This is a genomic window from Mucilaginibacter terrae (assembly GCF_042679325.1).
Taxonomy (GTDB): domain Bacteria; phylum Bacteroidota; class Bacteroidia; order Sphingobacteriales; family Sphingobacteriaceae; genus Mucilaginibacter; species Mucilaginibacter terrae.
Window position 1 is genome coordinate 174170 of the sequence record NZ_JBHTMJ010000017.1, and the last position, 26451, is coordinate 200620.

The 26451-nt window shown below is 42.4% G+C and carries 21 protein-coding genes; 11 read left to right on the plus strand and 10 right to left on the minus strand.

Features of this window, described 5'->3' with window-relative positions; all coding sequences use genetic code 11:
- Positions 1-58: 58 nt before the first annotated feature.
- The 7 genes from ACFQ3S_RS16985 to ACFQ3S_RS17015 all read right to left on the minus strand — a co-directional run bounded on the left by ACFQ3S_RS16985 (position 59) and on the right by ACFQ3S_RS17015 (position 10048).
- On the minus strand, positions 59-2356 hold the full coding sequence (locus ACFQ3S_RS16985) for an NADP-dependent malic enzyme (protein ID WP_377166656.1): 2298 nt from the start codon (positions 2354-2356) through the stop codon (positions 59-61).
- Positions 2357-2756: 400 nt separating this feature from the next.
- Positions 2757-3239, minus strand: coding sequence for a hypothetical protein (locus tag ACFQ3S_RS16990; RefSeq protein WP_377166658.1), 483 nt, complete (start codon positions 3237-3239; stop codon positions 2757-2759).
- A 75-nt stretch (positions 3240-3314) separates the two neighbouring features.
- Entirely contained in the window at positions 3315-4451 is a 1137-nt protein-coding gene (gene bshA, locus ACFQ3S_RS16995; protein WP_377166660.1) for an N-acetyl-alpha-D-glucosaminyl L-malate synthase BshA, read from the minus strand.
- A gap of 283 nt (positions 4452-4734) precedes the next feature.
- Complete coding sequence (locus ACFQ3S_RS17000; RefSeq protein ID WP_377166662.1) at positions 4735-5112, minus strand: VOC family protein; 378 nt, start codon at positions 5110-5112, stop codon at positions 4735-4737.
- A 72-nt stretch (positions 5113-5184) separates the two neighbouring features.
- Positions 5185-5991: a DUF6597 domain-containing transcriptional factor gene (locus tag ACFQ3S_RS17005; protein ID WP_377166664.1), complete on the minus strand. Its 807-nt coding sequence runs from the start codon at positions 5989-5991 to the stop codon at positions 5185-5187.
- Between the two features lie 618 nt (positions 5992-6609).
- Complete coding sequence (locus tag ACFQ3S_RS17010) at positions 6610-8427, minus strand: serine hydrolase domain-containing protein (RefSeq protein ID WP_377166666.1); 1818 nt, start codon at positions 8425-8427, stop codon at positions 6610-6612.
- Positions 8414-10048 carry an amidohydrolase gene (locus tag ACFQ3S_RS17015; protein WP_377166668.1) on the minus strand — a complete coding sequence of 545 codons (1635 nt, stop codon included), beginning with the start codon at positions 10046-10048 and terminating at the stop codon, positions 8414-8416. The genes ACFQ3S_RS17010 and ACFQ3S_RS17015 overlap by 14 nt, the downstream gene beginning before the upstream one ends.
- 177 nt (positions 10049-10225) lie before the next feature.
- Here ACFQ3S_RS17015 and mutL point away from each other — a divergent pair, with 177 nt between their 5' ends.
- The 5 genes from mutL to cysS all read left to right on the plus strand — a co-directional run bounded on the left by mutL (position 10226) and on the right by cysS (position 16402).
- A complete protein-coding gene (gene mutL, locus ACFQ3S_RS17020) occupies positions 10226-12082 on the plus strand; it encodes a DNA mismatch repair endonuclease MutL (protein ID WP_377166670.1) in 1857 nt (618 codons plus the stop codon).
- Between the two features lie 53 nt (positions 12083-12135).
- Positions 12136-12837, plus strand: a complete 702-nt coding sequence (locus ACFQ3S_RS17025; protein ID WP_377166672.1) for a rhomboid family intramembrane serine protease — start codon at positions 12136-12138, stop codon at positions 12835-12837.
- Between the two features lie 37 nt (positions 12838-12874).
- Positions 12875-13741, plus strand: a complete 867-nt coding sequence (locus ACFQ3S_RS17030) for a rhomboid family intramembrane serine protease (protein ID WP_377166674.1) — start codon at positions 12875-12877, stop codon at positions 13739-13741.
- Positions 13731-14852, plus strand: a complete 1122-nt coding sequence (locus ACFQ3S_RS17035) for an endonuclease/exonuclease/phosphatase family protein (protein WP_377166676.1) — start codon at positions 13731-13733, stop codon at positions 14850-14852. The genes ACFQ3S_RS17030 and ACFQ3S_RS17035 overlap by 11 nt, the downstream gene beginning before the upstream one ends.
- 89 nt (positions 14853-14941) lie before the next feature.
- The gene (cysS, locus tag ACFQ3S_RS17040) at positions 14942-16402 is read left to right on the plus strand and encodes a cysteine--tRNA ligase (protein WP_377166678.1); all 1461 of its coding nucleotides are present in this window, start codon (positions 14942-14944) and stop codon (positions 16400-16402) included.
- Here the strand turns inward: cysS and ACFQ3S_RS17045 are convergent, their stop codons facing one another.
- Positions 16403-17071 (minus strand): hypothetical protein, encoded by a 669-nt coding sequence (locus ACFQ3S_RS17045; RefSeq protein WP_377166680.1) that lies wholly within the window; start codon positions 17069-17071, stop codon positions 16403-16405.
- A gap of 282 nt (positions 17072-17353) precedes the next feature.
- On the opposite strand from ACFQ3S_RS17045, the gene ACFQ3S_RS17050 reads away from it, so the two are divergent.
- The 3 genes from ACFQ3S_RS17050 (at position 17354) to ACFQ3S_RS17060 (ending at position 21000) form a co-directional block, all read left to right on the plus strand.
- Entirely contained in the window at positions 17354-18223 is an 870-nt protein-coding gene (locus ACFQ3S_RS17050) for a hypothetical protein (RefSeq protein ID WP_377166682.1), read from the plus strand.
- Positions 18224-18514: 291 nt separating this feature from the next.
- Positions 18515-19288: an ABC transporter ATP-binding protein gene (locus tag ACFQ3S_RS17055; RefSeq protein ID WP_377166684.1), complete on the plus strand. Its 774-nt coding sequence runs from the start codon at positions 18515-18517 to the stop codon at positions 19286-19288.
- 14 nt (positions 19289-19302) lie between these two features.
- A complete protein-coding gene (locus ACFQ3S_RS17060) occupies positions 19303-21000 on the plus strand; it encodes a hypothetical protein (RefSeq protein ID WP_377166686.1) in 1698 nt (565 codons plus the stop codon).
- A 292-nt stretch (positions 21001-21292) separates the two neighbouring features.
- On the opposite strand, the gene ACFQ3S_RS17065 is transcribed toward ACFQ3S_RS17060, so the two are convergent.
- On the minus strand, positions 21293-21748 hold the full coding sequence (locus ACFQ3S_RS17065) for a hypothetical protein (protein WP_377166688.1): 456 nt from the start codon (positions 21746-21748) through the stop codon (positions 21293-21295).
- A gap of 219 nt (positions 21749-21967) precedes the next feature.
- Here ACFQ3S_RS17065 and ACFQ3S_RS17070 point away from each other — a divergent pair, with 219 nt between their 5' ends.
- Entirely contained in the window at positions 21968-23704 is a 1737-nt protein-coding gene (locus ACFQ3S_RS17070; RefSeq protein ID WP_377166690.1) for a phospho-sugar mutase, read from the plus strand.
- Between the two features lie 168 nt (positions 23705-23872).
- Complete coding sequence (locus ACFQ3S_RS17075; protein ID WP_377166692.1) at positions 23873-24343, plus strand: OsmC family protein; 471 nt, start codon at positions 23873-23875, stop codon at positions 24341-24343.
- Between the two features lie 8 nt (positions 24344-24351).
- On the opposite strand, the gene ACFQ3S_RS17080 is transcribed toward ACFQ3S_RS17075, so the two are convergent.
- Positions 24352-25161 (minus strand): methyltransferase, TIGR04325 family, encoded by an 810-nt coding sequence (locus tag ACFQ3S_RS17080; protein ID WP_377166694.1) that lies wholly within the window; start codon positions 25159-25161, stop codon positions 24352-24354.
- Between the two features lie 182 nt (positions 25162-25343).
- Here ACFQ3S_RS17080 and recA point away from each other — a divergent pair, with 182 nt between their 5' ends.
- Positions 25344-26363, plus strand: a complete 1020-nt coding sequence (gene recA / locus ACFQ3S_RS17085) for a recombinase RecA (protein ID WP_377166696.1) — start codon at positions 25344-25346, stop codon at positions 26361-26363.
- The last annotated feature ends 88 nt before the right edge of the window (positions 26364-26451 follow it).

Below are 26451 nucleotides of genomic sequence, written 5' to 3' on the forward strand. Positions count from 1 at the left end.
TTTATAAAATATAAGTTTACCAGTTTTGGCAAACCCGAATCACATTTTTTTGATCGACTTATAAATCCAGCAGCAAACCCTCGGCCTGTGCTTTTTGCTGTGCATCAACCACCGCAATGGTAACCATGTTTACGATTTCGCGTACCGAACTGCCTAATTGCAATACATGCACCGGCTTTTTCATCCCTAACAAGATCGGGCCTACCGCTTCGGCACCACCTACCTCCTGTAACAGTTTATAAGCGATGTTCCCCGATTCGAGGTTAGGAAAAATCAGCGTATTGGCCGGCTTGCCATTCAATGTGGAAAACGGGTAATTATCTTTTAACAAGTTAGGGTTCATGGCAAAATTGGCCTGCATTTCGCCGTCTATTACCATATCGGGGTATTGCTTATGCAATACTTTTACCGCCTCGCGGGTTTTCTCGGGTACTTCGCCTTCGTTCGATCCAAAATTGGAGAACGAAAGCATGGCAATTCTTGGGCTAATGTTGAACTGCTTAACCGAACGCTCTACCAAAACGGTAATATCTACCAGGTCTTGCGTGGTGGGATTCACATTCACCGTAGTATCGGCAAAAAACAGCGGACCTTTTTTGGTGATCATCATGTACATACCGGCTACCCTGCTTACGCCCGTTTCGGTACCGATGATCTGCAGTGCGGGCTTAACCGTGCTTACATAATTTTTGGTTAATCCCGATATCAGCGCATCGGCATCGCCAAACTGCACCATGCTGGCACCGTAATAGTTACGGTCGCGCATTATTTTTTTAGCCTCGTACAAAGTAATGCCCCTGCGCTGGCGTTTCTCATACAGATATTGGGCGTAATCATCCTGCCGCTCACAAGGTATCAGGGTATTAATAATCTTTACATCATCCAGCTCCAGTTTATGATCAGCAATAATTTGCTTGATTTTTTCGGTGTTGCCTAACAAAATAGGAATAGCTATGCCTTCGTCTTTAACGATCTGAGCAGCACGCAATATTTTATAATTATCGGCTTCGGCAAATACTACGCGCTTAGGATCTTGCTTAGCCTTGCCGCTCAGGTTACGCATCAGTTTGTCTTCGGCACCAATGCGGGTACGCAGGGCTTCGGCATAAACTTCCCAATCGGTAATTTGCGTACGTGCCACGCCCGATTCCATAGCCGCTTTAGCCACCGCCGATGACACCTCGGTAATTAAGCGCTGATCCATAGGCTTAGGGATAATGTAATCCCTACCGAAACGCAAATTAGTGGTATTGTAAGCCAGGTTAACCGCTTCGGGCACCGGCTTTTTAGCCATTTCGGCAATTGCGTAAACGGCGGCTATCTTCATTTCTTCGTTAATAGCGGTAGCCCTTACGTCTAAAGCACCACGAAAAATGTAAGGAAAACCTAAAACGTTGTTCACCTGGTTAGGGTAATCGCTACGGCCGGTTGCCATAATAATATCCTCACGAGCTTCTTTAGCTATCTCGTAAGTTACCTCTGGCTCGGGGTTGGCCATGGCGAAAACTATGGGGTTTGGCGCCATACTTTTCAGCATATCGGCGTTTACCAAATTACCTGCCGAAAGACCGATGAACACATCGGCATCTTTCATGCCATCGGCCAGGGTAATTACATCTTTACGGTGACTCGCAAATTCCAAACGGATCTCGTCCAGGTCGGTACGTTCAGGCGTAATTAAACCGCCGATATCGAACATCAGCAGGTTCTCTTTTTTCACACCCAGCATCAGGTACATTTTTGTACAAGATACTGCCGCGGCACCGGCACCGTTCACTACCAGCTTGATCTCTTCCAGTTTCTTACCCTGAATTTCGCAGGCGTTCATTAGCGCCGCACCCGATATAATGGCCGTGCCATGCTGGTCGTCGTGCATTACCGGGATCTTCATCTCGGCTTTTAAACGGCGTTCTATTTCAAAACAGGTAGGTGCCGAAATATCTTCGAGGTTGATACCCCCAAAGGTTGGCTCCAATGCCTTTACTATATTTACAAATTCATCTACATTTTTGGTGTTCAGTTCTAAATCGAACACATCAATATCGGCATAGATCTTAAACAATAAGCCCTTACCTTCCATTACCGGCTTACTGGCCTCCGGCCCAATATCACCCAAACCTAACACAGCAGTACCGTTACTAATCACCGCTACCAGGTTACCTTTGGCGGTGTATTTATAAACATCATCAACGTTATTGGCAATTTCGCGGCAAGGCTCGGCTACACCGGGCGAGTAGGCCATGGTTAAATCGCGTTGTGAATTGGTAGGCTTGGTTGGAATTACCTGTATTTTGCCGGGACGGCCTTTGGAATGGTAATTCAGCGCATCTTGTTTACGTTTCGAGTTATTATTCATCTTCTCCTATTCAGTATTCAGGTGGGCAAAATTACAATTCCTTTTTTAACTGACGTTAAATAAGGCTGATTATTAATTAGGTGCGGGGAAGGAGTGTGGGGATGGGGAAAGCGGGTTGAAAGGAACGAAGTGTAAGGAGATGAGAAATTACGGTTTACTAAGCACTAATGTTTAGTTACTTTGGGCGTTGCCTACGGCCCGGGCTGTTCGCTCATATTACATAGGCCTTAGCCACAGGCCGGTATCCCGCTGCTATCCTTAATGTATAAATTAGTTGGTGCATAATTAAGTTATCTAACATCTACTCTGGGTAACTGTTATCTGCAGCAAAGCCTTTTAAACAAAAAACGCCGACGTTTATTCAACATCGGCGTTTTTTTATTTCATTTTATACTATTTTTTACTGCTTATTGAAAGTGTAAACCACGTAACCTGTGCTACTGCCAATGGCAACCGGGGTTTTTAACACCATGCTGTTGCCATCGTTACTTTCAATCAGTAACTGGTAACCTTGTTGTACGTTTTTAGCTTTATCGCCTTCAAATATTTTTTTGAACTGGAACATTTGTCCGTTAGCACCATTATTATTTACTGACCAAAAAATGGTTTGCGATGGGCCGCTGCTCAAGGTGTACATGCCGTTACCACTGTTGGTCAGTTTCCAGGTACTGCCCACAAAAGCCGACGGACGGGCTTCGTCGAAAACATTTGAAACAGCACTTTCTATTAAACCCTGGTAGCTTACATTGCTAATGGTCCAGGTGCCGGTAAATTTACCACGACCTACGTTACTAACACCTGTAGCGGCATTTTGAGTTGAACATGAGGTAGCTGTTAAACCAATTACAACGGCCATTAAAATAATTTCGAGTATCTTTTTCATATGATTTAGAGTATGTTGAATTAATAATACATAAATCATGCCCTCTTGTTTTTTAAAAGAAGATGTTAGTGGGGCTTAAAACGGTTTACTATTAGCTATAACCTCTAAATAAAAGTTCTCATACTCGGGCAAAATATTGGCCAGGTCAAATTTGCGGGCGTGGGTAAGGGCATTCTCTTTAAATTGGTTTAGTCTGTCTTCATCCTGTAGCATATAAATGGCGCGTTCGGCCATACCGTCAACATCGCCTACCTCTCTTAAAAAGCCGGTATAACCCTCTTCATTAAGTTCGGGCAAACCACCGGCATTACTGCTGATGACAGGAACACGGCAGGCCATAGCCTCCAGCGCCGCCAAACCAAAGCTTTCCGATTTAGAAGGCATCAAAAACAGATCGGAAACCGACATGATTTCTTCTACCGCATCCTGTTTACCTAAAAAGCGCACGCTATGGCTTACACCCAAATCGCGGGCCAGCTGCTCACATTCAGGGCGGTCTTCGCCATCGCCTACCATAAGTAATTTAGAGGGCAGCACGGCATTAACCTTAGCAAAAATGCGTACCACATCGGGCGTACGCTTAACCTTTCTGAAGTTGGAGGTATGTACCAGGATCTTTTCCCCATCGGGGGCTATAGCCTTTTTAAAATGTCCTTTAGGGCTATGGCTAAAACGACGGAGATCAATAAAATTGGTGATCACTTTAATATCCTTTTCTATTTCAAACAATCGGTAAGTATCCTTACGCAAATGTTCGGATACGGAGGTAACGCCATCGCTTTTATTGATAGAAAATGTAACTACCGGCTTGTAGGTACGGTCATTACCTACCAAGGTAATATCGGTACCGTGCAGGGTGGTAATTACCGGGATATGAATCCCGTATGTAGCCAAAATTTGCTTAGCCATAAATGCCGCCGAAGCATGCGGAATAGCGTAGTGTACGTGCAATATATCCAGTTTTTCGAAACGGACCACATCAACCAAACGGCTGGCCAGTGCCAACTCATACGGGGGGTACTCAAACAAGGGGTACTTGCTTACGGCTACCTCGTGGTAAAAAAGGTTTTCAGAAAAAAAATCGAGCCTTACGGGCTGATTATAGGTAACAAAATGAACCTGGTGACCACGGTCGGCCAGGGCTTTACCCAGTTCGGTGGCCACAACGCCGCTACCGCCAAAGGTTGGATAACAAACTATACCAATTTTCATTAAAACAACATAATGCTAAAGTGTAATGAGCTTACCCAACAGCATTTTATCCTGCAAAGGGTACAGGTGTTGCCGAATAATTTCATGCCGCAAGTTTAACAGCAATTTATGGCAAATGTGTTAAGCGGATGTAAAGATTGTGTAGCAAGTCTGTTGCCTGTTTTTTTAATCCCTCCTTGGGAGTGGTGTGGTTGGATATTTGTTGGCCGAGAGGGATAAAGACTTCTATCTTTACTGACTTTTCCATTCTTTTTTACTAAATAACGGACTCTCCCACTTCCTCTTAGGCTTGGGTTATCCACCAGGTATTACCAAATGCATCTTTAATGCCGGCGCCAAGGCCATAATCTTGTTTAGTAGGAGGCATAATACTTATAGCACCGTTTGCCAATGATTTTTGATAGGTAGCTTCACAATCGGCTACGTATATAAATAAACCTGCATTTTGCACAGGGTATTCTTCGGTAGCATCGGTAAACATGATGGTGCTGAAACCTAATTGCAGTTCGGCATGCATGTACAGCTTATGATCACGCATAACCTTCATTTTTTCGGTAGCGCCAAAAACGGTTTGCATAAATGCAAAAAAATCAGCTGCACCGTTAACAATCAGGTAGGGCATTATACGCTGGTAACCTTCAGGTATGTTTAATTCTTCCATTATGATTATGATTAATTATAAGGCAAATATAGGCTACTCAATGCATAGCAACTTGTAAAAATCGGTCATGTTTTAAAAATTCTTATACTCGGTACCCTCGGCCATGCCCGAGAAATAATGGCTGGGATTATAACCGGTAAAGGTCTGTACATCATGTATAAAATGCGACTGGTCGTAATACCCACACTCTTGCGCTATTTGTCCTAAAGATTTGTGGGTTCCATAGTTATCCAAAGCCGAACGCAATCGCATCAATCGCAAATAAGTTTTGGGGCTAAAGCCCGAATTCGCTTTAAACTTACGGTCGAACTGCCGGGTGGAGAGGCAAAATTTATTAGCCAGTTGCGCAACCGTTAACTGCGGCCGGCTATGGATCACGTATGCTACCGATTGAATAATATGCTCATCTTTAACCGGCTTGTTTAGTAAGCGCTGCTCCAAAAAAGCGGACAGGATCTGCGCACGCTCCTGGTTATTAACAGCCAGCATCATCTGCTCCTCCAGTTCGCGCCCGGCGGCTTTAAATAACGTGTTTAAATCGGGGGTATGATTGCTCAACTCGCAGGCCGGCATGTTTAATAATTGAGGTAATGCAAATGGGTAAATGTAAGCGCCAAACAAGCCGAAGCTTTGAGTTGTAATAAAACGCCGGTACCGGGTAGATTGTGCATGCAGGCCCGATTGCCAGCCCCGCACTTGTTCATCGCCTATTATGTCGTTAAAGAGGCCACGGTAATGAAAAACCAGTTCGGCACAGCCATCGGCAATGGAGCGGTAAACGTATTCCGTTTCGGCATACGATAGATCGTGCTCCAGCACCCAAAAGCATCTTACAAATTGCTTTAAACTTGGCGGAGGCGGTATGGTGTAGTACTTCATTACCTGTGGTTTAGAGGCAATTTAGTATTTTTGAATAATATTTAAATGATCTTATTGGGGAAAGTATCTGTAAATTTCTTTGCGGTGCCGAACCCTTGAAAAGATTAACACTTCATCTTCCATAATAATTCCTATACGGTAGTTTTTGATCCTGATACGATAAGCATTCTTATAGCCCGAAAGCTTTTAAACATGACTAAGATCTGTAATGGAAACAGCCTTTGTAACTTCCAAAACAACTTTTGCTATTTCTTATAGTACACGGAAGCTTTTTTGCATCCTTTATAAATGAGTTATGGTAATTATACTGCACGTATAACAGGACTACTTTTTAAATAACCACTCTTCAAACTTGCTTTTCTGGCTAACGCTAACTATACCTGAATTCTCACCTTCTTCTATAGTTGTATGCAAGGCCTTTTCCTCTTGTTCTTCAGTTAATTCAATTTCAGTAACATTGAAAATGTAAAGCCTTAGCCATTTCTGCTAACAGTGTTTTATAAGTAACACCCACATTATCTAACACCAGCTTCATATACAATTATACTTAATCATTCTTATCAAGAATAAACTACTTGAACATTTGCACATCCGCACAAATACAAGTTTGCACATCTTTTACAATCCCTTTGCCAAAGCCTCGTAAAACACATCCATTATACGCGGACGTATGCGGCGGCTGTTTAACAGTTGTGAATCTTTTGGATAAACCCTGTTCGACAAAAAGATATAAACCAAATTACTTTTTGGATCAACCCATACGCAGGTGCCGGTATAGCCGGTATGTCCGTATGTTTCGGGCGAAGCCAGGTTTGAGGGATAATGCTTACTTACCACAGGGTCCCATCTGTCGAAACCTAAACCACGGCGACTCACGTTGGATTGCCTGGCCGTAAACTGGGCCACGGTTTCGGGTTTAAAATATTGTATGCCGCCGTAAGTGCCGCCGTTCAGTACCATTTGGTATAATATAGCCAGGTCGTTAGTTGACGCAAACAAACCGGCATGGCCCGATACGCCACCCACCATGGCGGCCCCCTGATCGTGTACGTAGCCGGTTAACAGCGTATGCCTGAAATAGGTATCATTTTCCGTAGGTACAATTTGCTCTTTAGCGAAGCGGTTGCGGGGTAAAAACCCGGCGGTTTGCATACCCAGCGGATTATAGAAGTTATTTTGCACATACACGTTAAGCGGCATAGCCGTAACCGTCTCCACAATTTCCTTCATAAAATACATACTCAAATCACTGTACACGTATTGCCCGCGGGTACGCAGACCGGTGTTAAGCATTTGCGGCCACATCACATCACGGAAATAATCTTTACGGATAAAATACCCATCGGCCACTTTGGTAGGGTACATAGCCGATGAATCGGAGCTATGATCGGTAGCTTTTAAACGCTCGTAAAAAGGAATATAAGGGATAAGCCCAGCCTGGTGCAGCATCAACTCACGTACTTTTACGGTGTTTTTGTTGGTGTTTTTGGCCAAAGCCACGTAACTGCCCACGGTAGAATCCAAACCTAATTTACCCTGTTCAAACAATTGCATTACCTCCATGGTAGTGGCCGATATTTTGGTAACCGAAGCAATGTCGAAGATATCGGTAATTTTATCGGGCTTCGTTTTATCGTAAGTATGGTAGCCGTAAGCTTTATTAAAGATCACCTTGCCATCTTTAGCTATCAATACGGCAAAACCTGGTGTGGCCTGATCGCTGATGGCTTCGCGGGCGATATTGTCAATAGGCTGTACCATGTTTTCGGTTTTAATGCCAACGGATTCGGGTACGGTGTATTGCAAGCGGGTTTTGGCGGTCAAAAATCCCGAACCTGCCGAGTATTTAGCCGATGCGCTCTTATCCAGTTTATGTGTGATGGCAACTCCCCCAAAAATGGCTTGCGCTATATATCCCGATGCAATAGGAGAAATGCGCGCGCACCATATTACTGGTGTACTCACTAAATCTAATTTATTAAGCGGAATACCGCTACCCCAATAAGCGATCACCAGTTTTTTCAACTTATCGTTCATGGTGATAAAGCTGAGCAATTGGGTATTTTCCAGGTCAATATCGGTGAGCTGCAAAACTACCGTGTTATACAATTTCAGGTCATCTGTTAAAGCGCCCATAGTTTTATAGGCCAACCCATTGAAACTTTTTATTTTAGTGTACTTGTTCAACAGGCTGTCGAAAACGGGCGCATCGGTATGCGTGAAACGCACACTGGCTACAGTACTTTTATCCAGGTTTTGCAGGGGTATGATGCTTTGCTCGTTATTCAGCAACACGGTCGATTGCCCGCTCAAGGTCTCCTCGGTTACATAGTTACTACCGGTAAGGGCAAGCGGCGGGTTTTGAGCACAGGCGGTATTTAATAGTATAAAGCCCGATATTACGGCTATTAACCAGCTACACTTACTTCTTCTCATATACTTTTTCGCCGTTTACAAAGGTCTTTATTACTTTAATGAGGGGAAGGTCGGCACCTTTAGCCTTCATGATATCTTTATCCAGTATTACAAAATCGGCATACTTACCTGCCTCAATACTGCCTTTTTCTTTTTCTTCAAAATTTGAACGGGCGGCCCAAATGGTCATACCACGTAAGGCTTCTGTGCGGTTTAGCGCATTTTCTTTTTGGAAACCCGCTGCCGGGAAGCCTTTCATATCCTTACGCTCGGTAGCCGAGTAAAAAGTGTACAGCGGGTTAATATCCTCTACCGGGAAATCGGTACCCAAAGGCAGCCAGCCGTTCTGTTTCAACAATTGTTGATAAGCATAGGCCGTTTTTAAACGCCGCGCACCCAGGCGGTCGCCGGCCCAGTACATATCCGATGTGGCATGCGTAGGTTGTACAGAAGGGATGATGTTGTTCTCGCCAAAATATTTCAGATCGGCCGGGTTAATTACCTGGGCATGCTCAATGCGCCAGCGGCGGTCATTTTTACCCTTTAAAGCATTAGCATAAATTTTAAGGATGGCGCGGTTGGCCGAATCGCCTATAGCATGGGTACACATTTGAAAACCTTTGGCGGCTATGCGCTGGGCCACATCTTCAAAATGTTTCTGGCTGCTCAATAAAAACCCTTTCCAGCCTTTTTGGTCGTTATAATCGTGCAACAAGCAGGCACCGCGCGAGCCTAAGGCACCATCGGCATAAACTTTAAATGAGCGCACATTAAGGCCCGGCGTTTTATATACCCCGCGTTTAAACAGGTAACTGATATTCTCTTCATTATCCGACAACATGACGTACATGCGCATCTTCAATGCTTTTTTGTGTTGCAATTCGGCCAGGGTATTTACCATGGGGTAATCCAGCCCGCAATCATCTACCGTGGTTAAGCCCACGGCAAAGCAGTTTTTTTGCGCGTCCAATAAACCAGCCTGTATTTGCTGTTCCGATGGTTCGGGTATTTTACGGGTTATTAAATCTACCGCGTTATCAACCAATATACCCGTTAGCTGGTTGTTTACGGTTTGCACCTCACCACCTTCCAGCTTTTGCCCTGCCTTTACTCCGGCAATATTTAAGGCAGCCTGGTTAACAATAGCGGCATGACCATCCACACGGGTTAATATTACCGGCCTAACCGGGAATAGTGAGTCGAGCTTACCTTTGGTTGGAAACTGCTTGATAGCCCAGTCATTCTGGTCCCAGCCGCGACCTATAATCCAGCCTTCCTGGTTTCGGGAGGCATAAGTTTGCACCGAGTCTACGATCTGCCCCCAGCTTTTAGTACCTTCCAAATGCACTTCCTGCAAACTTAAACCATAGCGGTAAAAATGCGTATGCGCGTCAATAAAGCCAGGGTATATCGCTTTACCATCGGCATCTACCACTTCGCGGGCTAAATAAATCTTTTCCAGGCTATCGGCATTGCCAACGGCCACAATTCTCCCGGCATTAACCACAAAGGCTTCGGCGGTGCTAAAATTACTGTCAACCGTGTACACCAGTGCGTTTTTAACCAGCATATCGGCGTTGTATTCCTTTTGTTTACAGGCGGCAAAAAGCAGCAGCACAAAAGCAGGCCATATTTTTTTCATAGAGAATAGAACCCCTCCCCGGCCCTCCCCGAAAGGGGGAGGGAGTTAATGTAACTCCTAAAAGCCCTCCCTCCCGGGGAGGGTTTGGGAGGGGCTGCTTTTATTAACAACATTCCAAAGGTAAAGTTATGCCGTCAAATATTTAATTTAGCCGCTGAAATTGAAGGGAATTTTTTAATGTCGGATATAATACAGCTTTTACCGGATGCCGTAGCTAACCAGATTGCCGCAGGTGAAGTGGTGCAGCGCCCGGCTTCGGCGGTAAAAGAACTGGTGGAGAACGCGATTGACTCGGGTGCGGATAAGATACAGTTACTGCTGAAAGACTCGGGCAAGGCGCTGATACAGGTAATTGATAACGGCTGCGGTATGAGCGGCACCGATGCCCGTATGTGCTTTGAACGCCATGCTACCTCCAAAATTCGCAAGGCCGAAGATCTTTTTGCTATCCGTACCATGGGTTTCCGCGGCGAGGCTATGGCTTCTATTGCCGCTATTGCACAGGTAGAAATGAAAACCCGCCGTTACGAAGACGAGTTGGGTACTTATATATGTATCGAAGGTTCGGAAGTGATTAGCCAGGAAGCTTGCGCCACCAGCGCGGGTACATCCATTTCGGTTAAAAATCTGTTTTACAATACGCCCGCCCGACGTAACTTTTTAAAAAGTAACCCGGTAGAGTTACGGCATATTATAGATGAGTTTCAGCGCGTGGCGCTGGCGCATCCCCAAATATTTTTTACCATGCACCATGATGGGCAGGAGGTTTACCACCTGCCATCCTCACAGTTAAAGCAGCGCATTGTGCATTTATTCGGTAATAATTACAACCAGCGCCTGGTACCGGTTGAAGAAGATACCACTATTATTAACCTGCGCGGCTTTGTGGGCAAACCCGAGTTTGCCCGCCGTACCCGTGGCGAACAGTTCTTTTTTGTAAATAACCGTTTCATCAGGGATAATTACCTCAACCACGCGGTAATGATAGCTTTTGAAGAACTATTGCCCGAAGATACTTACCCCTTTTATGTGCTTTATATTGATATTGATCCGAGTAAGATCGACATTAACGTACATCCAACTAAAACGGAGATTAAGTACCAGGACGAGAAAGCTATTTATGCCATTATCCGTTCGGCGGTAAAGCGTTCGTTAGGACGCTATAATATTACCCCATCGCTCGATTTTGACCAGGAAAACAGCATTGAGCATTTGATTACCGCCAAGCCGCTCGAAGAAATCACCCCGCCGAGTATTAGTTTTAACCCTAACTTCAACCCGTTCGACCCGGTAGAAAAACCTGCCCCGCGCGAAAGCAGCTATCAAAACAGCCATAACCCATACAAAGGTGGCATGACCCAAAACTGGGAAACGCTGTACGAGATCAGTAAAACAGATACACGTCAACAGCAAGAGATCATACCCGATGACAGCTTTGAGATCAACAACCAAACGATAAGTAAATCAAGTGAGCGGCAATTGTTCCAGATCCAGAATAGGTATATATTGTCGCAAATTAAATCGGGCTTTATGCTCATTAGTCAGCAGGCGGCACACGAGCGTATTTTGTACGAACGGTATCTGCTACAGCTGCAAAACCATTCGGGTACCAGTCAGCAAAGTTTATTCCCGCAAACGGTTACCCTGAACAGCAGCGATTTTACCTTATTGAAAGAGTTACTGCCCGATATTAAAGCGCTGGGTTTCGACATACGCGAATTTGGGAAAAATACCGTTGTTGTAGATGGCATACCGGCCGATGTGAACCCCGCCAGCGAACACCAGTTACTGGAGCATTTGCTGGAAGGGTTTAAAAACAATATGGCTATCCTAAAGTTAGACAAGCGAGATACTTTAGCCCGTACCTTAGCCCGCAATGCCGCTACTAAAGCAGGCACCAAGCTAACGTTAGAAGAAATGAATTTACTGATAGACCAGCTCTTCGCCTGCCAGCTGCCCAACATTGCGCTCAACGGTAAGCCGGTTATCAGTACCTTTACCATGACCGAACTGGCTGATCGGTTTGAGAAATAGAACTGATAATAGAGTCAAGAGTATAGAATTAAGAATATAGAATACAGATATTAATGCAAAGCCCTTTCAGTAACCTTACACCGGTAGTTAAAAATCTACTGATCATTAACGTGATATTTTTTATTGCCACTTTTGCACTTCAAAGCAGCGGTATCAATTTGGTAAAATGGCTGTCGGCCTTTTATCCAGCCTCGCCATTTTTTAAACCATGGCAAATAATTACCTATATGTTTATGCACGCCAACATAGGCCATATTTTTTCAAATATGCTGGGTTTGTTATTTATGGGCCCTATTATTGAGCAAACATTTGGTTCTAAGCGTTTTTTCAATTATTATTTTTTTACCGGTATAGGCGCATTGGCTCTTCACTTTGTAGTACAGGCTATAGAACTGCACCAGGCAACAGGCTTATTTTATATCAATGCCGATACATTTGACCCTCAAAACCAGCAACAGTTTCAGGTAGTCAGATCTATTTTAACCGAGCCTATCCTGGGTGCATCGGGTGCGGTATTCGGAGTACTGATGGCCATCTTTTTATTGTACCCCGATTTGGAATTTATTTTATTTCCCATACCTATTCCTGTAAAAGTTAAGTATTTTGTACCAGTTTATGTATTGTACGAATTGTTTAGCGGCGTAATGCCCACACAGGGCGATTCGGTGGCGCATTTTGCACATTTAGGCGGTGCCTTATTTGGTTTTATATTAATAAAAATATGGGGCTACAAAAAGTCAAACAATTTTTATTAACTTATGTAAGTTTATGTTATAACAGTTTTCCATTTTTATGAAATCCCTCTGGCAAGATATACGTTACAAGTTTCTGCAATCGGGCAGCCGCATTAACCTGCTTATTGGTATTAATGTACTTGTATTTTTATTAATTAACGTACCGGCAATTATTTTGCGCCTGATGGGCAATACCATGCTCGACTCATTTGCGCACGAATACCTTGCCCTCCCTGCTCATTTACCAACATTGCTAACCCGTTTTTGGACGCCCGTTACCTACATGTTTATGCATGCCGATATTTTTCACATCCTGTTTAATATGCTTTGGCTGTTTTGGATGGGCCAAATATTTGAAGAATATTTAGGCAATAAGCGTTTGGTGAGCTTGTACATTATAGGCGGGCTGGCCGGGGCCACGTTTTACATTTTAAGCTTTAATATATTCCCGTTTTTTGCAGGTGTGCTGCCTTTTGCAACGGTTGTGGGTGCCTCGGCCAGCGTTATGGCTATTGTTGTTGCAACTGCTACCCTGTTGCCCAACTATACCATATACCTTATGTTTTTGGGTCCGGTTAAGTTAAAGTGGATAGCGGTATTTTATGTAGTGATTGATTTTTTAAGTATTACCGGCCCTAATGCCGGTGGCGAAATTGCCCACCTGGGTGGTGCGCTGTTAGGGTTTTTATACATTAAGCAACTTAAACGCGGACAAGATTGGAGCCGCGCGGTTGATAACGTATTTAACCAGCGCCCTAAAGTAAAGGTAGCCGCTCAAAACAAAACCTATCAGCAGCAAAGTCCTTCTACACCCCGGCAAGACGAAATTGACCATATCCTGGATAAAATATCGCAAAGCGGTTACGAGAGCCTGAATAAGCACGAGAAAGAAGTATTGTTTCGGGCAAGTAAAAATGAAAGTTAAAAAAAAGAAACAACTCAACTTTCTCGACAAGTTCTTATTAGGGATAAGCGTTTTGCTTGGCCTGTCTTTGCTCATCAGCTACCTGGCCCCCATAACCGATCCGCAGAAGTTTTGGCCCATTGCATTTTTCGGATTAGCTTACCCGCTTTTATTACTGGCAAACCTAATTGTTACCGTTTATTGGCTTTTGCGCCGCAGCAAATGTATACTGGTACCACTGCTATGCATTTTGGTTGGCTGGGGTGTATTAAGAGATAATTTTGGATTTCGTTTCTCTGAATCGGTAACAGATGCCGTTGAACCTAACAGTTCGTTAGTGTTAATGACCTACAATGCCCACTCTTTTAAGCGCTATGGAGAAAAAAACGACTCAACAACCCGTCACCAGATGCTGGAACTTATTAACGATCAACGCCCGGATATTATAGGCATACAAGAATTTTACACCAAAAACCGGGGGCAGTACGCACTTAAAGATTCTATGAAGCAGATCATGGGATCTGATGCCTGTTATTTTGAACCCTTTAATTTCGATAAAAAGGGTGAAGCTATGGGAATTGCCATATTTTCCAAATACCCTATCATCAACAAGGGCAGTATCTTACTTTCCGAACAAGGAAGCGGCAACCAGTGTATTTATGTAGATGTTAAAAAGAACGCGCAAACATTCCGTTTTTACAGCATTCACCTGCAATCTATCCGTTTTGAGCCCGATGATTATGATTACCTGGCCAAGTTTTCTCAAAAAGGAGATGCTGATATTACTTCATCCAAACGTATAGGCGGCAAATTAAAACGTGCATTTATGAAACGTAGCGAACAGGTATTTAAAATAAAGAATCACGCTAAACATTGCCCCTATCCCTACATCATAGCAGGTGATTTTAATGACACACCGTCATCCTATGCGGTAAACCAAATGGCAAAAGGCTTAAAAAATGCCTTTCGCGAAAAAGGATCGGGTTTTGCACGTACATATAACGGTAGCTTCCCTAATTATCAGATAGATTATATTATGGTTAGCCCTGTAATTAATGTAACCAACTACCATATTGTGCAAAAAAAACTTTCCGATCATTACCCTGTATGTAGTAAATTACAGCTCCAATAGCCCGGTTCAGCTACAATTTTTAAACTGTGTTTGCTATACATTGCTGCAAAAAATCATCGGCCTGAATTAAAAATTGTAAGTTTGCCCTCATGAAACAAAATGTATTTGTTTACAATACCTTAACCCGTACCAAAGAAGAATTTATACCGTTTGATGCCCCTTATGTAGGCATGTATGTTTGCGGCCCAACTGTTTACAGCGATGCCCATTTAGGCAACGCGCGTACTTATATATCCTTTGATCTTATTTTCCGTTACCTTACCCACCTGGGTTACAAGGTACGTTATGTGCGTAATATTACCGATGCCGGTCACCTGGAAGGTGATGCCGACGAAGGTGAAGACAAAATCTCTAAAAAAGCAAAATTGGCCAAGCTGGAACCTATGGAAATTGTACAAAAGTACAGCACCGGTTTCCACGATGTAATGCGCACTTTTAACGTATTGCCCCCCAGCATTGAACCTACTGCTACCGGCCACATTATTGAGCAGATAGAGCTGGTAAAGATCATGCTCGAAAGAGGCTACGCCTATGAAGTGAATGGTTCGGTGTACTTTGACGTAGAAAAATACAACAACACACAAGACTATGGCATTTTAAGCGGTCGCCACCTGGAAGACCTGCTGACCAATACCCGTACACTTGGCGGCCAGGATGAAAAACGCGGCAAACTTGATTTCGCCTTGTGGATTAAAGCCAAGCCGGAGCACTTAATGAAATGGCCTTCTCCCTGGAGCATGGGTTTTCCGGGCTGGCACCTGGAGTGCTCGGCCATGAGCCATAAGTACTTAGGTGAACAATTTGATATACATGGCGGTGGATTGGATTTGATACCTACCCATCATACCAATGAAGTAGCTCAAAATGTAGCTTGCTATGGCAAAAGTCCGGCTAAGTATTGGGTACATACCAATATGCTTACGGTTAACGGGCAAAAAATGTCGAAATCTTTAGGTAACAGCTTTTTACCGCACGAGCTTTTCAGCGGCGATAACCTGATCCTGAATAAAGGGTACAGCCCCATGACCGTACGCTTTTTTATGCTGCAAGCTCATTACCGCAGTACGCTCGATTTTAGTAACGATGCTATGGAAGCATCAGAAAAAGGGTTTAAGCGCCTGATGAATGCTTGTACATTAATAGATAGTTTAAAGCCATCGGTAGAAACAGAAGTAGAAATACAACCACTGCTTACCCGTTGCTATGAAGCTTTAAATGATGACTTTAATAGCCCTATACTTATAGCAGAACTATTTGAAGCATCGCGAATTATTAATTCGGTACACGATAACAAACTAAAGATCGATGAAGCTAACCTGGAATTACTTAAAGCAGTAATTAACACCTTTGTAACCAATATACTGGGCTTAAAAAATGAGCAGTCCAGCAGCGATGAACTCCCACAAGTATTAGATTTTGTAGTAAACCTGCGTAACGAAGCCAAAATAAACCGCGATTATGCCACATCAGACAAGATTCGTGATGGCTTGCAAAAGATAGGGTTTCAGCTAAAGGACAGTAAAGAAGGCACTACCTGGAACAAGGTATAATTACTGGGCCAGGGTGTTATAGTAATCGAACAGCCTGGCTAAATCTTCGTCCCTTTTGAAATTGATAGAGTTGCTTTTTAAATAGTTATCTATATCAGTTTTCTTAGCACCTGCAAGAGCATAAAGTGTTTTTTTGGGGTTTTCCAACTTTGCTATTTTATTGTCCTTAAAAATGTAGTAATTGTTATACTCCTGATACTTTTTGACTACAGTATTATAACCTTTTGATTCCAATACTACTTTAGTACGTCTCTTCAACAGTTTAGTTTTTCCATTTGATATCAGTTGATAATAGGATTGTGAAGTTTGCTTATCTATAGATGGAAAGCCATTAGTAAAAACAATTGGTTCTGGTAAAATTATAGTGAAAGTCTTTATATCATCTACAAACTTTAATGGTTCGTCAGCAGAATCATATGCAAATACTAAAAGGTCATCCGCAATATCATATTTGAGTTTAAAACCATCGTATGTTTTATCATTTGCCGCTTGCACTTTACCAGGTAGCCACTTGTCAAATAAATATGGATCCCCCTCTATTTCCGAAGTCTTCTTTGTAAAAGGCCTACCTTGATTATCAAAATAATTTTCTTGTGACGTTTGTGCTGATACCTTATAACTAAATAGCACTATTAATAGAAAGGCGAAAACAACTATTTGCTTAGTCATGTTATGAGGTTTGTAGATTTTTTAGATATGTAATAGTATAATATTTATATGCAAAATAACAATTGGCAAGCTAATATCCGGTTATATCTAAAAATAATTCCAGATTATTACCAAATTGACCAAGAAATAAATTAACTGTATATCAACAGCATACAATTACCATATTATATGTTATAATAATTTTCATTATTTTGAGTTAAACTTTACAAGCACAATGCATTTTAAGCATACTACTTTTTAGAAAGTATTTTTATTTTGCGCTCCTTCAATCTAAATATGAATATGAATAAAGCTATATTAGCTATAGCTGCTATCAGCTGTTATGCTGTAACAGCCGTTGCACAAAAAAGCGCTACTGTACAAACTGTAATAAAGGCCGAAGATGAATTTGTAAAACTATCTGCCCGTAAGGGAATGAAAGAAGCATTTTTGGCGGTAACCGATGCGGAGGGAATTGTATTTAAGCCCGATGCTGTTAAAATAACCGAATTTTACGGACGCATTGATAAGCAACCAGGCACCATGACCTGGACACCCAATATTGCGAGAATATCTGCCAATGGGGATTTGGCCTTTACTGCCGGTCCATATACCTACCAGAACGGTAAAACCGAAGAAGACAAAGTTTATGGTGATTATGTGTCGCTGTGGCGTTTAGATGCCGCTTCCAATAAACTTAAATTACTGATAAATCTGGGCATACAGCATCCGCCGAATGACAATGTGCAGATCACAGATTTTAAGGAACCCGATTCGGTGAATAAGGTTACTGCCAGTAAAGATCCCTTTAACCCAAAAAAAATCATTTTAGATAACGACCGTCAGTTTAACCAGGGTTTGAAAGTATCGACGGTGGGTGCATACAAGGAGTTTTTCGTACCGCAGGGCCGTTTATATTTTCCAGGATTTGAACCTATGGCTGGTAACGACACAGCCATCAAATTTGTAGCTAACCAGGCTATAGTTATTTCGGGCGAAACACTTAGTGCCGGTCGCGCCAGCAGTAACGATCTGGCTTACAGCTATGGCAGGGCCCGCATACAAAAAGGCAACATTGTAAGCAGCTACAACTATGTACGCATTTGGGAAATTGATGCCAAGCACCGTTGGAACGTGATGCTTGAGATATTTTCGGCTATTGAAAATGAATAAATTTGGTGAAAAAACATCAACGTAAATAGCTCATTTAGCGGGCTTTTATATTTAACCAAGCTCATAAATTCACCTATTATAATATTTTGCCAAACAGTAGCAGAATAAATTTGACGTTATACATGGGTACGTAATTGAATAAGCAGTATGTATTATCGGCAATAAATTTTTTTCACCCATAACCTTTTATTATCGTTACCCGTTAATTTGTAACATTTACATATTTACCGCCTCTAATATTAAAATCATGAATATATACTTTGTATATTTCACCAAAATGATGATGACGTTATGAGTGTAGCCCCTTTAATACAGATCCAAAATCTGTCTAAATCTTACGGTGCAAAACTGGTCCTGAAAAATTTATCATTGGATATTTACCCGGGGCAGGTAATAGGTTATATAGGCCCTAATGGTGCCGGAAAATCTACCACTGTTAAAATTTTGACGGGCCTTATCCCCGATTTTGAAGGGGAAGTACTGGTAGACGGAATCAGCATGCAGCACGATCCGCAGGAAATTAAGAAACGTATTGGTTACGTTCCCGAAAATGCCGAACTATACGATGTGCTTACCCCCATGGAGTACCTCGATTTTATTGGAAAACTTTATGATATGCACGAGGTGCAGTTGCACACCCGTGCAGCTAAGCTCCTCACCGCTTTTGGCCTGGGTACCAATAAAGACGACCGTATGGATACCTTTTCGAAAGGAATGAAGCAAAAAGTGCTGTTAATATCAGGCATTATTCACAATCCGCAGATCATTATACTGGATGAACCCCTTTCGGGCCTGGATGCCAACGCGGTAATCATGATCAAAGAGCTCATTATTCGCTTATCGCAAGAGGGTAAAACCATATTTTACTGCTCGCACATGATGGATGTGGTAGAGAAGGTAAGCGACCGTATTTTACTGATTAACAAAGGTGAAATTATTGCCGACGGGACTTTTGAATCGCTGAAGCAAAACCATGCCGATACCCTGGAACGTGTGTTTGCTAAACTTACCGGCCGTAACGAATCGGACAGTGAAACCGATGCTATTATCAATGCTTTCGACTAATAAGCCCGGTACCGATGGATAAATTATTACTCCGCTTAGTTAGTTTTTTTATGCCTGTGCTACAAAAAACAGGTGTTGATACCAAACAACTTTATCAAATTCTTAAAGTTAAGTTGCTCATGGACGGCCGCAGGCCCAGCACTATGTTTGCCGGGCGCCGCAAAGCTCCTGCTAACGGCAAGGCATCCAGTTCATGGGCGGTATCATTAGTAACCGTACTTATGGGTATTTTTATAGGAGCTGTACTATTCTTGTTTAAAATGCCGTTGGTTGCACAAACCGTATATTTCAGCATGTTTATGGTACTGATGTCGTTAACGCTCATTACCGATTTCACCACCGTTTTGCTTGACGTACGCGATCAGTATATTTTACTTCCACGCCCGGTTAATGATCGCACACTGGCTTTATCACGTATCCTACATATTAGTATATATGTGTTCCGGCTGGCATTTTTGCAAGGCCTGGCAGGTATCATCATAATTGGTTTTACCGATGGTTTGCTGGCCGTACCTTTGTTTATAATACAGATCATCCAAGCCACTTTTTTAAGCATTTTACTGGTTAACGTGGTGTACCTGCTCATCATGAAAACGGTATCACCACAAAAGTTTAAAGATATTATCAGCTATATACAAATTGCTTTTTCTGTTGTAATATTTGGTGCGTATTACCTTTTGCCCCGGTTAATTAACCTTTCGGTGCTGGCACAATTTAATATTTTGCATTATACATCTTCGTACTTTTTACCCCCCGTATGGATAGCTGCCATAAACGAAGTACTCATACACCCTGCCAGGGCTACGCTGCTTACCAGTATTGTAGCAATTATTGGTGTAACAGTACCATTGGCTGGCTTATGGCTGGTAGCCAGGGTATTGGCACCAGGATTTAACAAGCAACTGGCTATAGCTGCTACATCAGATGGAAATTCGGCTTTGCCGCTACCGGCGGGCACGGTTAAAAAACCAAAATTTGATCTTGCCGGCCGCCTGGCCAATTTGGTAGCTGCCGACCCGGTAGAAAATGCTGGTTTCCGCATTACCTGGAAATTGGCTGCCCGTATCCGCGAATTTAAGATCAAGGTATATCCGTCGTTCGCTTATGTGCCTATTTATTTTCTGTACTTTACGCTAAACGGAAAAGGTAATTTAGATGAACGCCTATACAAATTAAAAACAGGCTCAGGATATATTTTTTTGACCTACTTAGGTATATTAATTATTTCCTCCATACTACAGCATATTTCGTTTACAGAAAAGTATAAACCAGCCTGGGTATATTATGCACTACCTATTACCCGCCCAGGGAAAATTTTGTCGGGGATGTATAAGGCAGTAGTAACCCTGTATTACCTACCTTATTGCCTGGTATTAGGAGCTATTAGCATAGTAATTTGGGGGCCTCAAGTAATTAACGACCTGGTACTTGCCTTTTTTGTTGGTTTGATTTATGGATTGCTGATGGCGTTATATATGGTGAAGGGATTGCCGTTTTCAAAACCAGTGCTTATTAAGCAATCGGGTGGGCGCATTATTACCTCGCTGCTTATTACCGGCTTTATAGCGGCTGTGGGCTTCGGGCATTATCTTTTAGCAAAATGGGAAACCGTAGTTTGGGCTTTAGTACCTGTGGCTATAGCGGTATATTGCATTATGCTATACTATTATAAACGCCAAACCTGGCAAAACATTGAGTTGGAAGAGTTTTAATTATAAGTAGGTTTTAGATGTGAAAGGTAAAAAGCCACCACCAATTTAAGCTTCATACATTCACACAATTTCTTCATAAAACCTTATAAAAATTCATTTTTATTACAAAAGCTATATAATAAACCCAAACTGTTGCATATATAAAGTACAACCTGTAACACAAGTTTATTGACCGGATGATTTTGAACTTTAAAAAAGTTTTTATTGGAATAGAAAATTAAATTGTAAATATTACCGATAGTATTATTTACAATTTAATATGCCGGTTATTATTAAAACCAATTCATGGAGGTTACTTCATGAAATACGCTTTAATAACCACCATCGCTTCATTTTCATCCTTAGCGCACACATTACAAAAAGTACCTATACCATTTACAGCACCTTCATGCGCCCAGTTAAACACCTTGTGATAATTTTTGGTAAGAGCTGCAACTTGTAGCTTACTGCCTGCAGGTAGTATGTAAAGAATATAATTGCCGGGCAATTCTACTTTAAAACACTTTTTCCCTTGATGTAAGCCTGTACTTAAATAGGTAGCCGCCATAGCTTTATTATCTTTTCCATAGCTGTAAGTAACCTCGGCCCGTTTACCCGCCTTTATCCAAAAAGAAAAATGCTCATAATCGGGAGTACCGTACTTTCCAAAAGAGTAATTAGCTACCTTTTGGGCAAAACTATTTACCGATGTAAACAAAAACAAGCCCGTACATAATAGGATAAGCTTTACACTGTAGTTTATTTTCATAATCGGGCATTTATTTATGCAACACACTTTAAAATAAAAGGTTCATTCCTGTTTTAATCCTAACAAAAGTTTAACCCGCTACAGCACACAATTTAACCTGTTAATTGTAACATTACACAATTAGTTACATTATATATTTTAAGTATTTAAAACATCAATTTTATTACCATATTTGAGTTTATACACCATACTATCTATCCAATAAAAAGACAATTACTTATGCAGGAATTAGATGCAACCATACTTCAAAAGGCAAATGCCTGGCTTGAGGGAAACTATGATGCCGATGTTAAACAAGCCATTCAAAAATTACTGGATGATAAAGCTTATGCCGACCTTACCGATTCGTTTTACCGCGACCTGGAATTTGGTACCGGCGGTTTACGCGGTTTAATGGGCCCTGGCTCAAACCGGGTTAACAAGTACACCATTGGCTCGGCCACACAGGGCCTGGCTAATTACCTGAACAAAACTTACCCTAACGAAAAAATAAAAGTTGCCATTGCACACGATAGCCGCAACAATTCCGACGTGTTAGCCGGTATTACCGCCGATGTATTTTCGGCCAACGGTATCCATGTTTACTTTTTTCAAGCGTTGCGCCCTACGCCCGAACTATCTTTTGCTATCCGTTATTTAGGCTGCAAAAGCGGGGTTATGTTAACCGCATCGCACAATCCTAAAGAATATAATGGCTACAAGGCCTATGGTGCCGATGGTGGTCAGTTCGTATCTCCTGAAGACAAGGCCGTATTGAGCGAAGTAGCGGCCATTACCAGCATAGATGAGGTAAAATTTACGCGCATTGCCGAAAACATAGAACTGATAGGCGAAGAAATAGACCAGATCTATTTAGATAAGATTACCGAACTATCGGTTTCACCCGAGGCTATCAAACGTCAAAAAGATCTCAAAATCGTGTACTCGCCTATACACGGTACGGGTATTACGCTGGTGCCTAAAGCATTAAAGCAATTTGGTTTTGAGAACGTTATCCTGGTTAAAGAGCAAAGTACGCCCGATGGAAACTTCCCGACAGTAATATATCCAAACCCAGAAGAAAAAGAAGCCCTTACCCTCGCCCTTAAAAAAGCACAGGAAGTTGATGCCGACCTGGTAATGGCTACCGACCCCGATGCCGACCGTGTGGGCATTGCCGTTAAAAACACCGAAAACGAATTTATACTGTTGAACGGCAACCAAACCGGCAGTTTACTGATCAATTATTTACTATCGGCCTGGCAGGAAAAAGGCAAGCTAACCGGTAACGAGTACATTGTTAAAACTATTGTTACTTCTAACCTGATAGAAGAAATTGCCAAAGCCAAAAATGTGAAGTTTTACAACACGCTAACCGGCTTTAAATACATTGGCGAAATTATGACCCAGTTAGAGGGCAAGCAAACCTTTATTGGCGGTGGTGAAGAAAGCTATGGCTATTTAATTGGTGAGCTGGTGCGCGATAAAGATGCCGTGGTTTCGGCTGCGTTTATTGCCGAAATGACCGCATTTTACAAGGATAAAGGCAGCAGCCTGTTCGAGGCGCTGGTAAACACTTACCTGGAGTACGGTTTTTACAAAGAAAAACTAATCTCCATCACCAAAAAAGGACAAAGCGGTGCCCAGGAAATTGTGGCCATGATAGAAAAGTTCCGCACCAACCCGCCGGCTACATTAGGCGGATCGAAAGTTATTGCATTGAAAGATTACGGCTTGCGTATAGAAACCGACATGGTTGCCGGTACCACACAACCCATTGAGCTGCCAAAATCAGACGTGCTGCAATTTATTACCGAAGACGGTAGCATCGTATCGGCACGTCCATCGGGTACCGAGCCTAAAATTAAATTTTATTGCAGCGTTAATACCAAGCTGGCCAGTAAAGAAGATTACCATAAGGTTGATGCGCAACTGGAAGCTAAGATTGATGCTATTATTAAAGACCTGGGCGTTTAACGTTCTGTTATTTATTTTCATATTGAAATCCCGGGCTTGTAACCCGGGATTTTTTGGTTAAACTGTTATAAGAATGAGCCTGTTACGCAATAAAAAAGGAGAGTTAAAAACGAATTTAGAAGGTTATGCTTATCATTGATTTAAAATTAAAGCCAACTGATTAACGCCATGAGCAAACAACACATCTACGTTTCAACCCTTACCTGGACCGGCAATAAAGGTGAAGGAACATCAAATTATCGCGCTTATGACCGGTCGTACGAAATCAGTATTGCCAGCAAAGCGCTTATCCAGGGTTCATCCGATCCGGCCTTTTCAGGAGACAATAACAAGCATAATCCCGAAGAATTACTGCTGGCTTCCATCTCCAGCTGCCACATGCTTTGGTTCCTGCACTTTTGTGCCCAAGCTGGTGTAATAGTTGTATCTTATACCGACCAGGCCAGCGCCACAATGATAGAAGAAAGTAATGGCAGCGGCTATTTTACCAGGGCAACTTTAAAGCCACAGGTAGTGGTTACCAATAACGCTATGCTTGCGCAGTTAAATGCGCTGCATCAAAAAGCCAACCAATATTGTTTTATAGCAAATTCAGTAAAATTCCCGGTTTACCATGAAGCCACTGGTGTACTGATTTGATCAAAAGTTTAAGAATACTGCTTACGGCGCCATAATTTGCCGGTATAATCCAGCTCTTCCAGGCCTAAAGCCACTTTTTGTCCCGAGTTAAAGCTGTAAACGAGTTCAAAGGTATCGGCCAAAAAATTATTCATTTTTTGTTCGCTAAAAAACCAGCAGGGGTACGATGCATCGTAAAATGCCGGAGGAACGGTTTGTATGGTGAGGCGGTCATCTGGCTCGTTAATAAATGCCGTACGGTCTATCATGAGGTAAGGTATGCGTGTTTGCTTTACTTTTTCCAGCAAGGTATAAGGTTTTTCCAGGTATTGCAGCGAGCTGGAAAACAATAATAACTGCGGCTCGGCCAGGGGCAACACATCGTCGAGCGAGTAATAGAATTTCAGGTTTTCGTTTTCGAAACTTTCGCGGCCTTCGTCAACAAACATCTTTTGCTCAATCAAGTGCCATTCTAAACTTTCAAGATGTTTTAAAAACGGAAAATTTTGCCGGTACGAAGTACCCAGCGATCCGCCGTAATCTATTAAACTCAACCGGTTGTTATTTTGCGATGCCACCCAAAGTAAGGTGGCCAGTAACGGATAAAAAAGTTCTACCTCATTTTGCGCTATGCCGTCGCGCTCATAACGGGCCTGTCCGCTGGTTACCTTTAAAGCGGCTTCTTTAACACGTTGCAACACGGCATTGGCATTATAACCGGTTGTTTGGGCTAATGCATTATGCCAGTTACTGTAGCGGCCATGCCAGCCATATTTAAAACTATAACGTACCACACGCTTTACAATAGCCGGTATAAATTCTCCTTTTTTAAATGGCATACTAATAAGAGTTATTCAAATTTTAACTTGTATATTTAAACTAACAAATTCATATAAGTTTAAGTTTTACCATGGTAACAACCTGCCGGTTATAAATTGGCAAACTACAAAAAATAATATTTTACTAATTTTTTTAGTATTTAAATAATAATCAGTATATTTGTTATACGAAATAAAACAAGATGAGTAACGCAAGCGCAGATAAATTAAAAGCATTACAGCTTACACTGGATAAGCTGGAAAAATCGTATGGCAAGGGAACGATCATGAAATTGGGTGATACCACTATAGAGCCCATAGAAGTTATCCCTACCGGCTCACTTACGCTCGACCTGGCTTTGGGTGTAGGCGGTTTACCTAAAGGCCGTGTTATTGAAATTTACGGTCCCGAGTCGTCTGGTAAAACCACCTTGGCTATCCACGCCATTGCCGAAAGCCAAAAACGCGGTGGTATTGCTGCCTTTATTGATGCCGAGCATGCCTTCGACCGTTTTTATGCTCAAAAATTAGGTGTTGATGTAGAGAACCTGTTGATCTCCCAACCCGACAATGGTGAACAGGCTTTAGAAATTGCCGATAACCTGATCCGTTCGGGAGCTATAGATATATTGGTGATTGACTCGGTAGCGGCCTTAGTACCTAAAGCCGAGATTGAAGGCGAAATGGGCGACTCGAAAATGGGTTTACATGCCCGTTTAATGTCGCAGGCATTGCGTAAGCTTACCGGTACTATCAGTAAAACCGGTTGCTGCTGTATCTTTATTAATCAGCTGCGCGATAAGATCGGTGTAATGTTTGGTAACCCCGAAACTACTACCGGTGGTAACGCCCTTAAATTTTACGCTTCGGTACGCTTGGATGTACGCCGTATATCGCAAATTAAAGATAGCGATGAAGTATCGGGTAACCGTGTGAAGGTGAAGATTGTTAAAAACAAGGTAGCACCTCCGTTCCGCTTGGCCGAGTTTGATATCATGTTTGGCGAAGGTATTTCTAAAGCCGGCGAGATCATCGACTTAGGTGTGGAGCATAACATCATTAAAAAAGCGGGTTCTTGGTTTAGCTACGGTGACAGCCGTTTAGGCCAGGGGCGCGACTCGGTTAAGCAATTAATTCAGGATAACCCTGAACTGATGGAAGAATTAGAAAACAAGATTAAAGAAGTTGTAACAGGCGACAGCCTGGCTATAGAAGCTGAATAAAGTTTTACAGATATTTTGCGGGCCGCTTACTAAGGTAAAGCGGCTTTTTTGTTGATTAATTTATTTTGATTGACCGGCCTTTGTAAAA

Coding starts and splice junctions, on each gene's coding strand:
- ACFQ3S_RS16985 (WP_377166656.1), bottom strand. CDS start 2,356: ATGAATAATAACTCGAAACGTAAACAAGATGCGCTGAATTACCATTCC.
- ACFQ3S_RS16990 (WP_377166658.1), bottom strand. CDS start 3,239: ATGAAAAAGATACTCGAAATTATTTTAATGGCCGTTGTAATTGGTTTA.
- bshA (WP_377166660.1), bottom strand. CDS start 4,451: ATGAAAATTGGTATAGTTTGTTATCCAACCTTTGGCGGTAGCGGCGTT.
- ACFQ3S_RS17000 (WP_377166662.1), bottom strand. CDS start 5,112: ATGGAAGAATTAAACATACCTGAAGGTTACCAGCGTATAATGCCCTAC.
- ACFQ3S_RS17005 (WP_377166664.1), bottom strand. CDS start 5,991: ATGAAGTACTACACCATACCGCCTCCGCCAAGTTTAAAGCAATTTGTA.
- ACFQ3S_RS17010 (WP_377166666.1), bottom strand. CDS start 8,427: ATGAGAAGAAGTAAGTGTAGCTGGTTAATAGCCGTAATATCGGGCTTT.
- ACFQ3S_RS17015 (WP_377166668.1), bottom strand. CDS start 10,048: ATGAAAAAAATATGGCCTGCTTTTGTGCTGCTGCTTTTTGCCGCCTGT.
- mutL (WP_377166670.1), top strand. CDS start 10,226: ATGTCGGATATAATACAGCTTTTACCGGATGCCGTAGCTAACCAGATT.
- ACFQ3S_RS17025 (WP_377166672.1), top strand. CDS start 12,136: ATGCAAAGCCCTTTCAGTAACCTTACACCGGTAGTTAAAAATCTACTG.
- ACFQ3S_RS17030 (WP_377166674.1), top strand. CDS start 12,875: ATGAAATCCCTCTGGCAAGATATACGTTACAAGTTTCTGCAATCGGGC.
- ACFQ3S_RS17035 (WP_377166676.1), top strand. CDS start 13,731: ATGAAAGTTAAAAAAAAGAAACAACTCAACTTTCTCGACAAGTTCTTA.
- cysS (WP_377166678.1), top strand. CDS start 14,942: ATGAAACAAAATGTATTTGTTTACAATACCTTAACCCGTACCAAAGAA.
- ACFQ3S_RS17045 (WP_377166680.1), bottom strand. CDS start 17,071: ATGACTAAGCAAATAGTTGTTTTCGCCTTTCTATTAATAGTGCTATTT.
- ACFQ3S_RS17050 (WP_377166682.1), top strand. CDS start 17,354: ATGAATAAAGCTATATTAGCTATAGCTGCTATCAGCTGTTATGCTGTA.
- ACFQ3S_RS17055 (WP_377166684.1), top strand. CDS start 18,515: ATGAGTGTAGCCCCTTTAATACAGATCCAAAATCTGTCTAAATCTTAC.
- ACFQ3S_RS17060 (WP_377166686.1), top strand. CDS start 19,303: ATGGATAAATTATTACTCCGCTTAGTTAGTTTTTTTATGCCTGTGCTA.
- ACFQ3S_RS17065 (WP_377166688.1), bottom strand. CDS start 21,748: ATGAAAATAAACTACAGTGTAAAGCTTATCCTATTATGTACGGGCTTG.
- ACFQ3S_RS17070 (WP_377166690.1), top strand. CDS start 21,968: ATGCAGGAATTAGATGCAACCATACTTCAAAAGGCAAATGCCTGGCTT.
- ACFQ3S_RS17075 (WP_377166692.1), top strand. CDS start 23,873: ATGAGCAAACAACACATCTACGTTTCAACCCTTACCTGGACCGGCAAT.
- ACFQ3S_RS17080 (WP_377166694.1), bottom strand. CDS start 25,161: ATGCCATTTAAAAAAGGAGAATTTATACCGGCTATTGTAAAGCGTGTG.
- recA (WP_377166696.1), top strand. CDS start 25,344: ATGAGTAACGCAAGCGCAGATAAATTAAAAGCATTACAGCTTACACTG.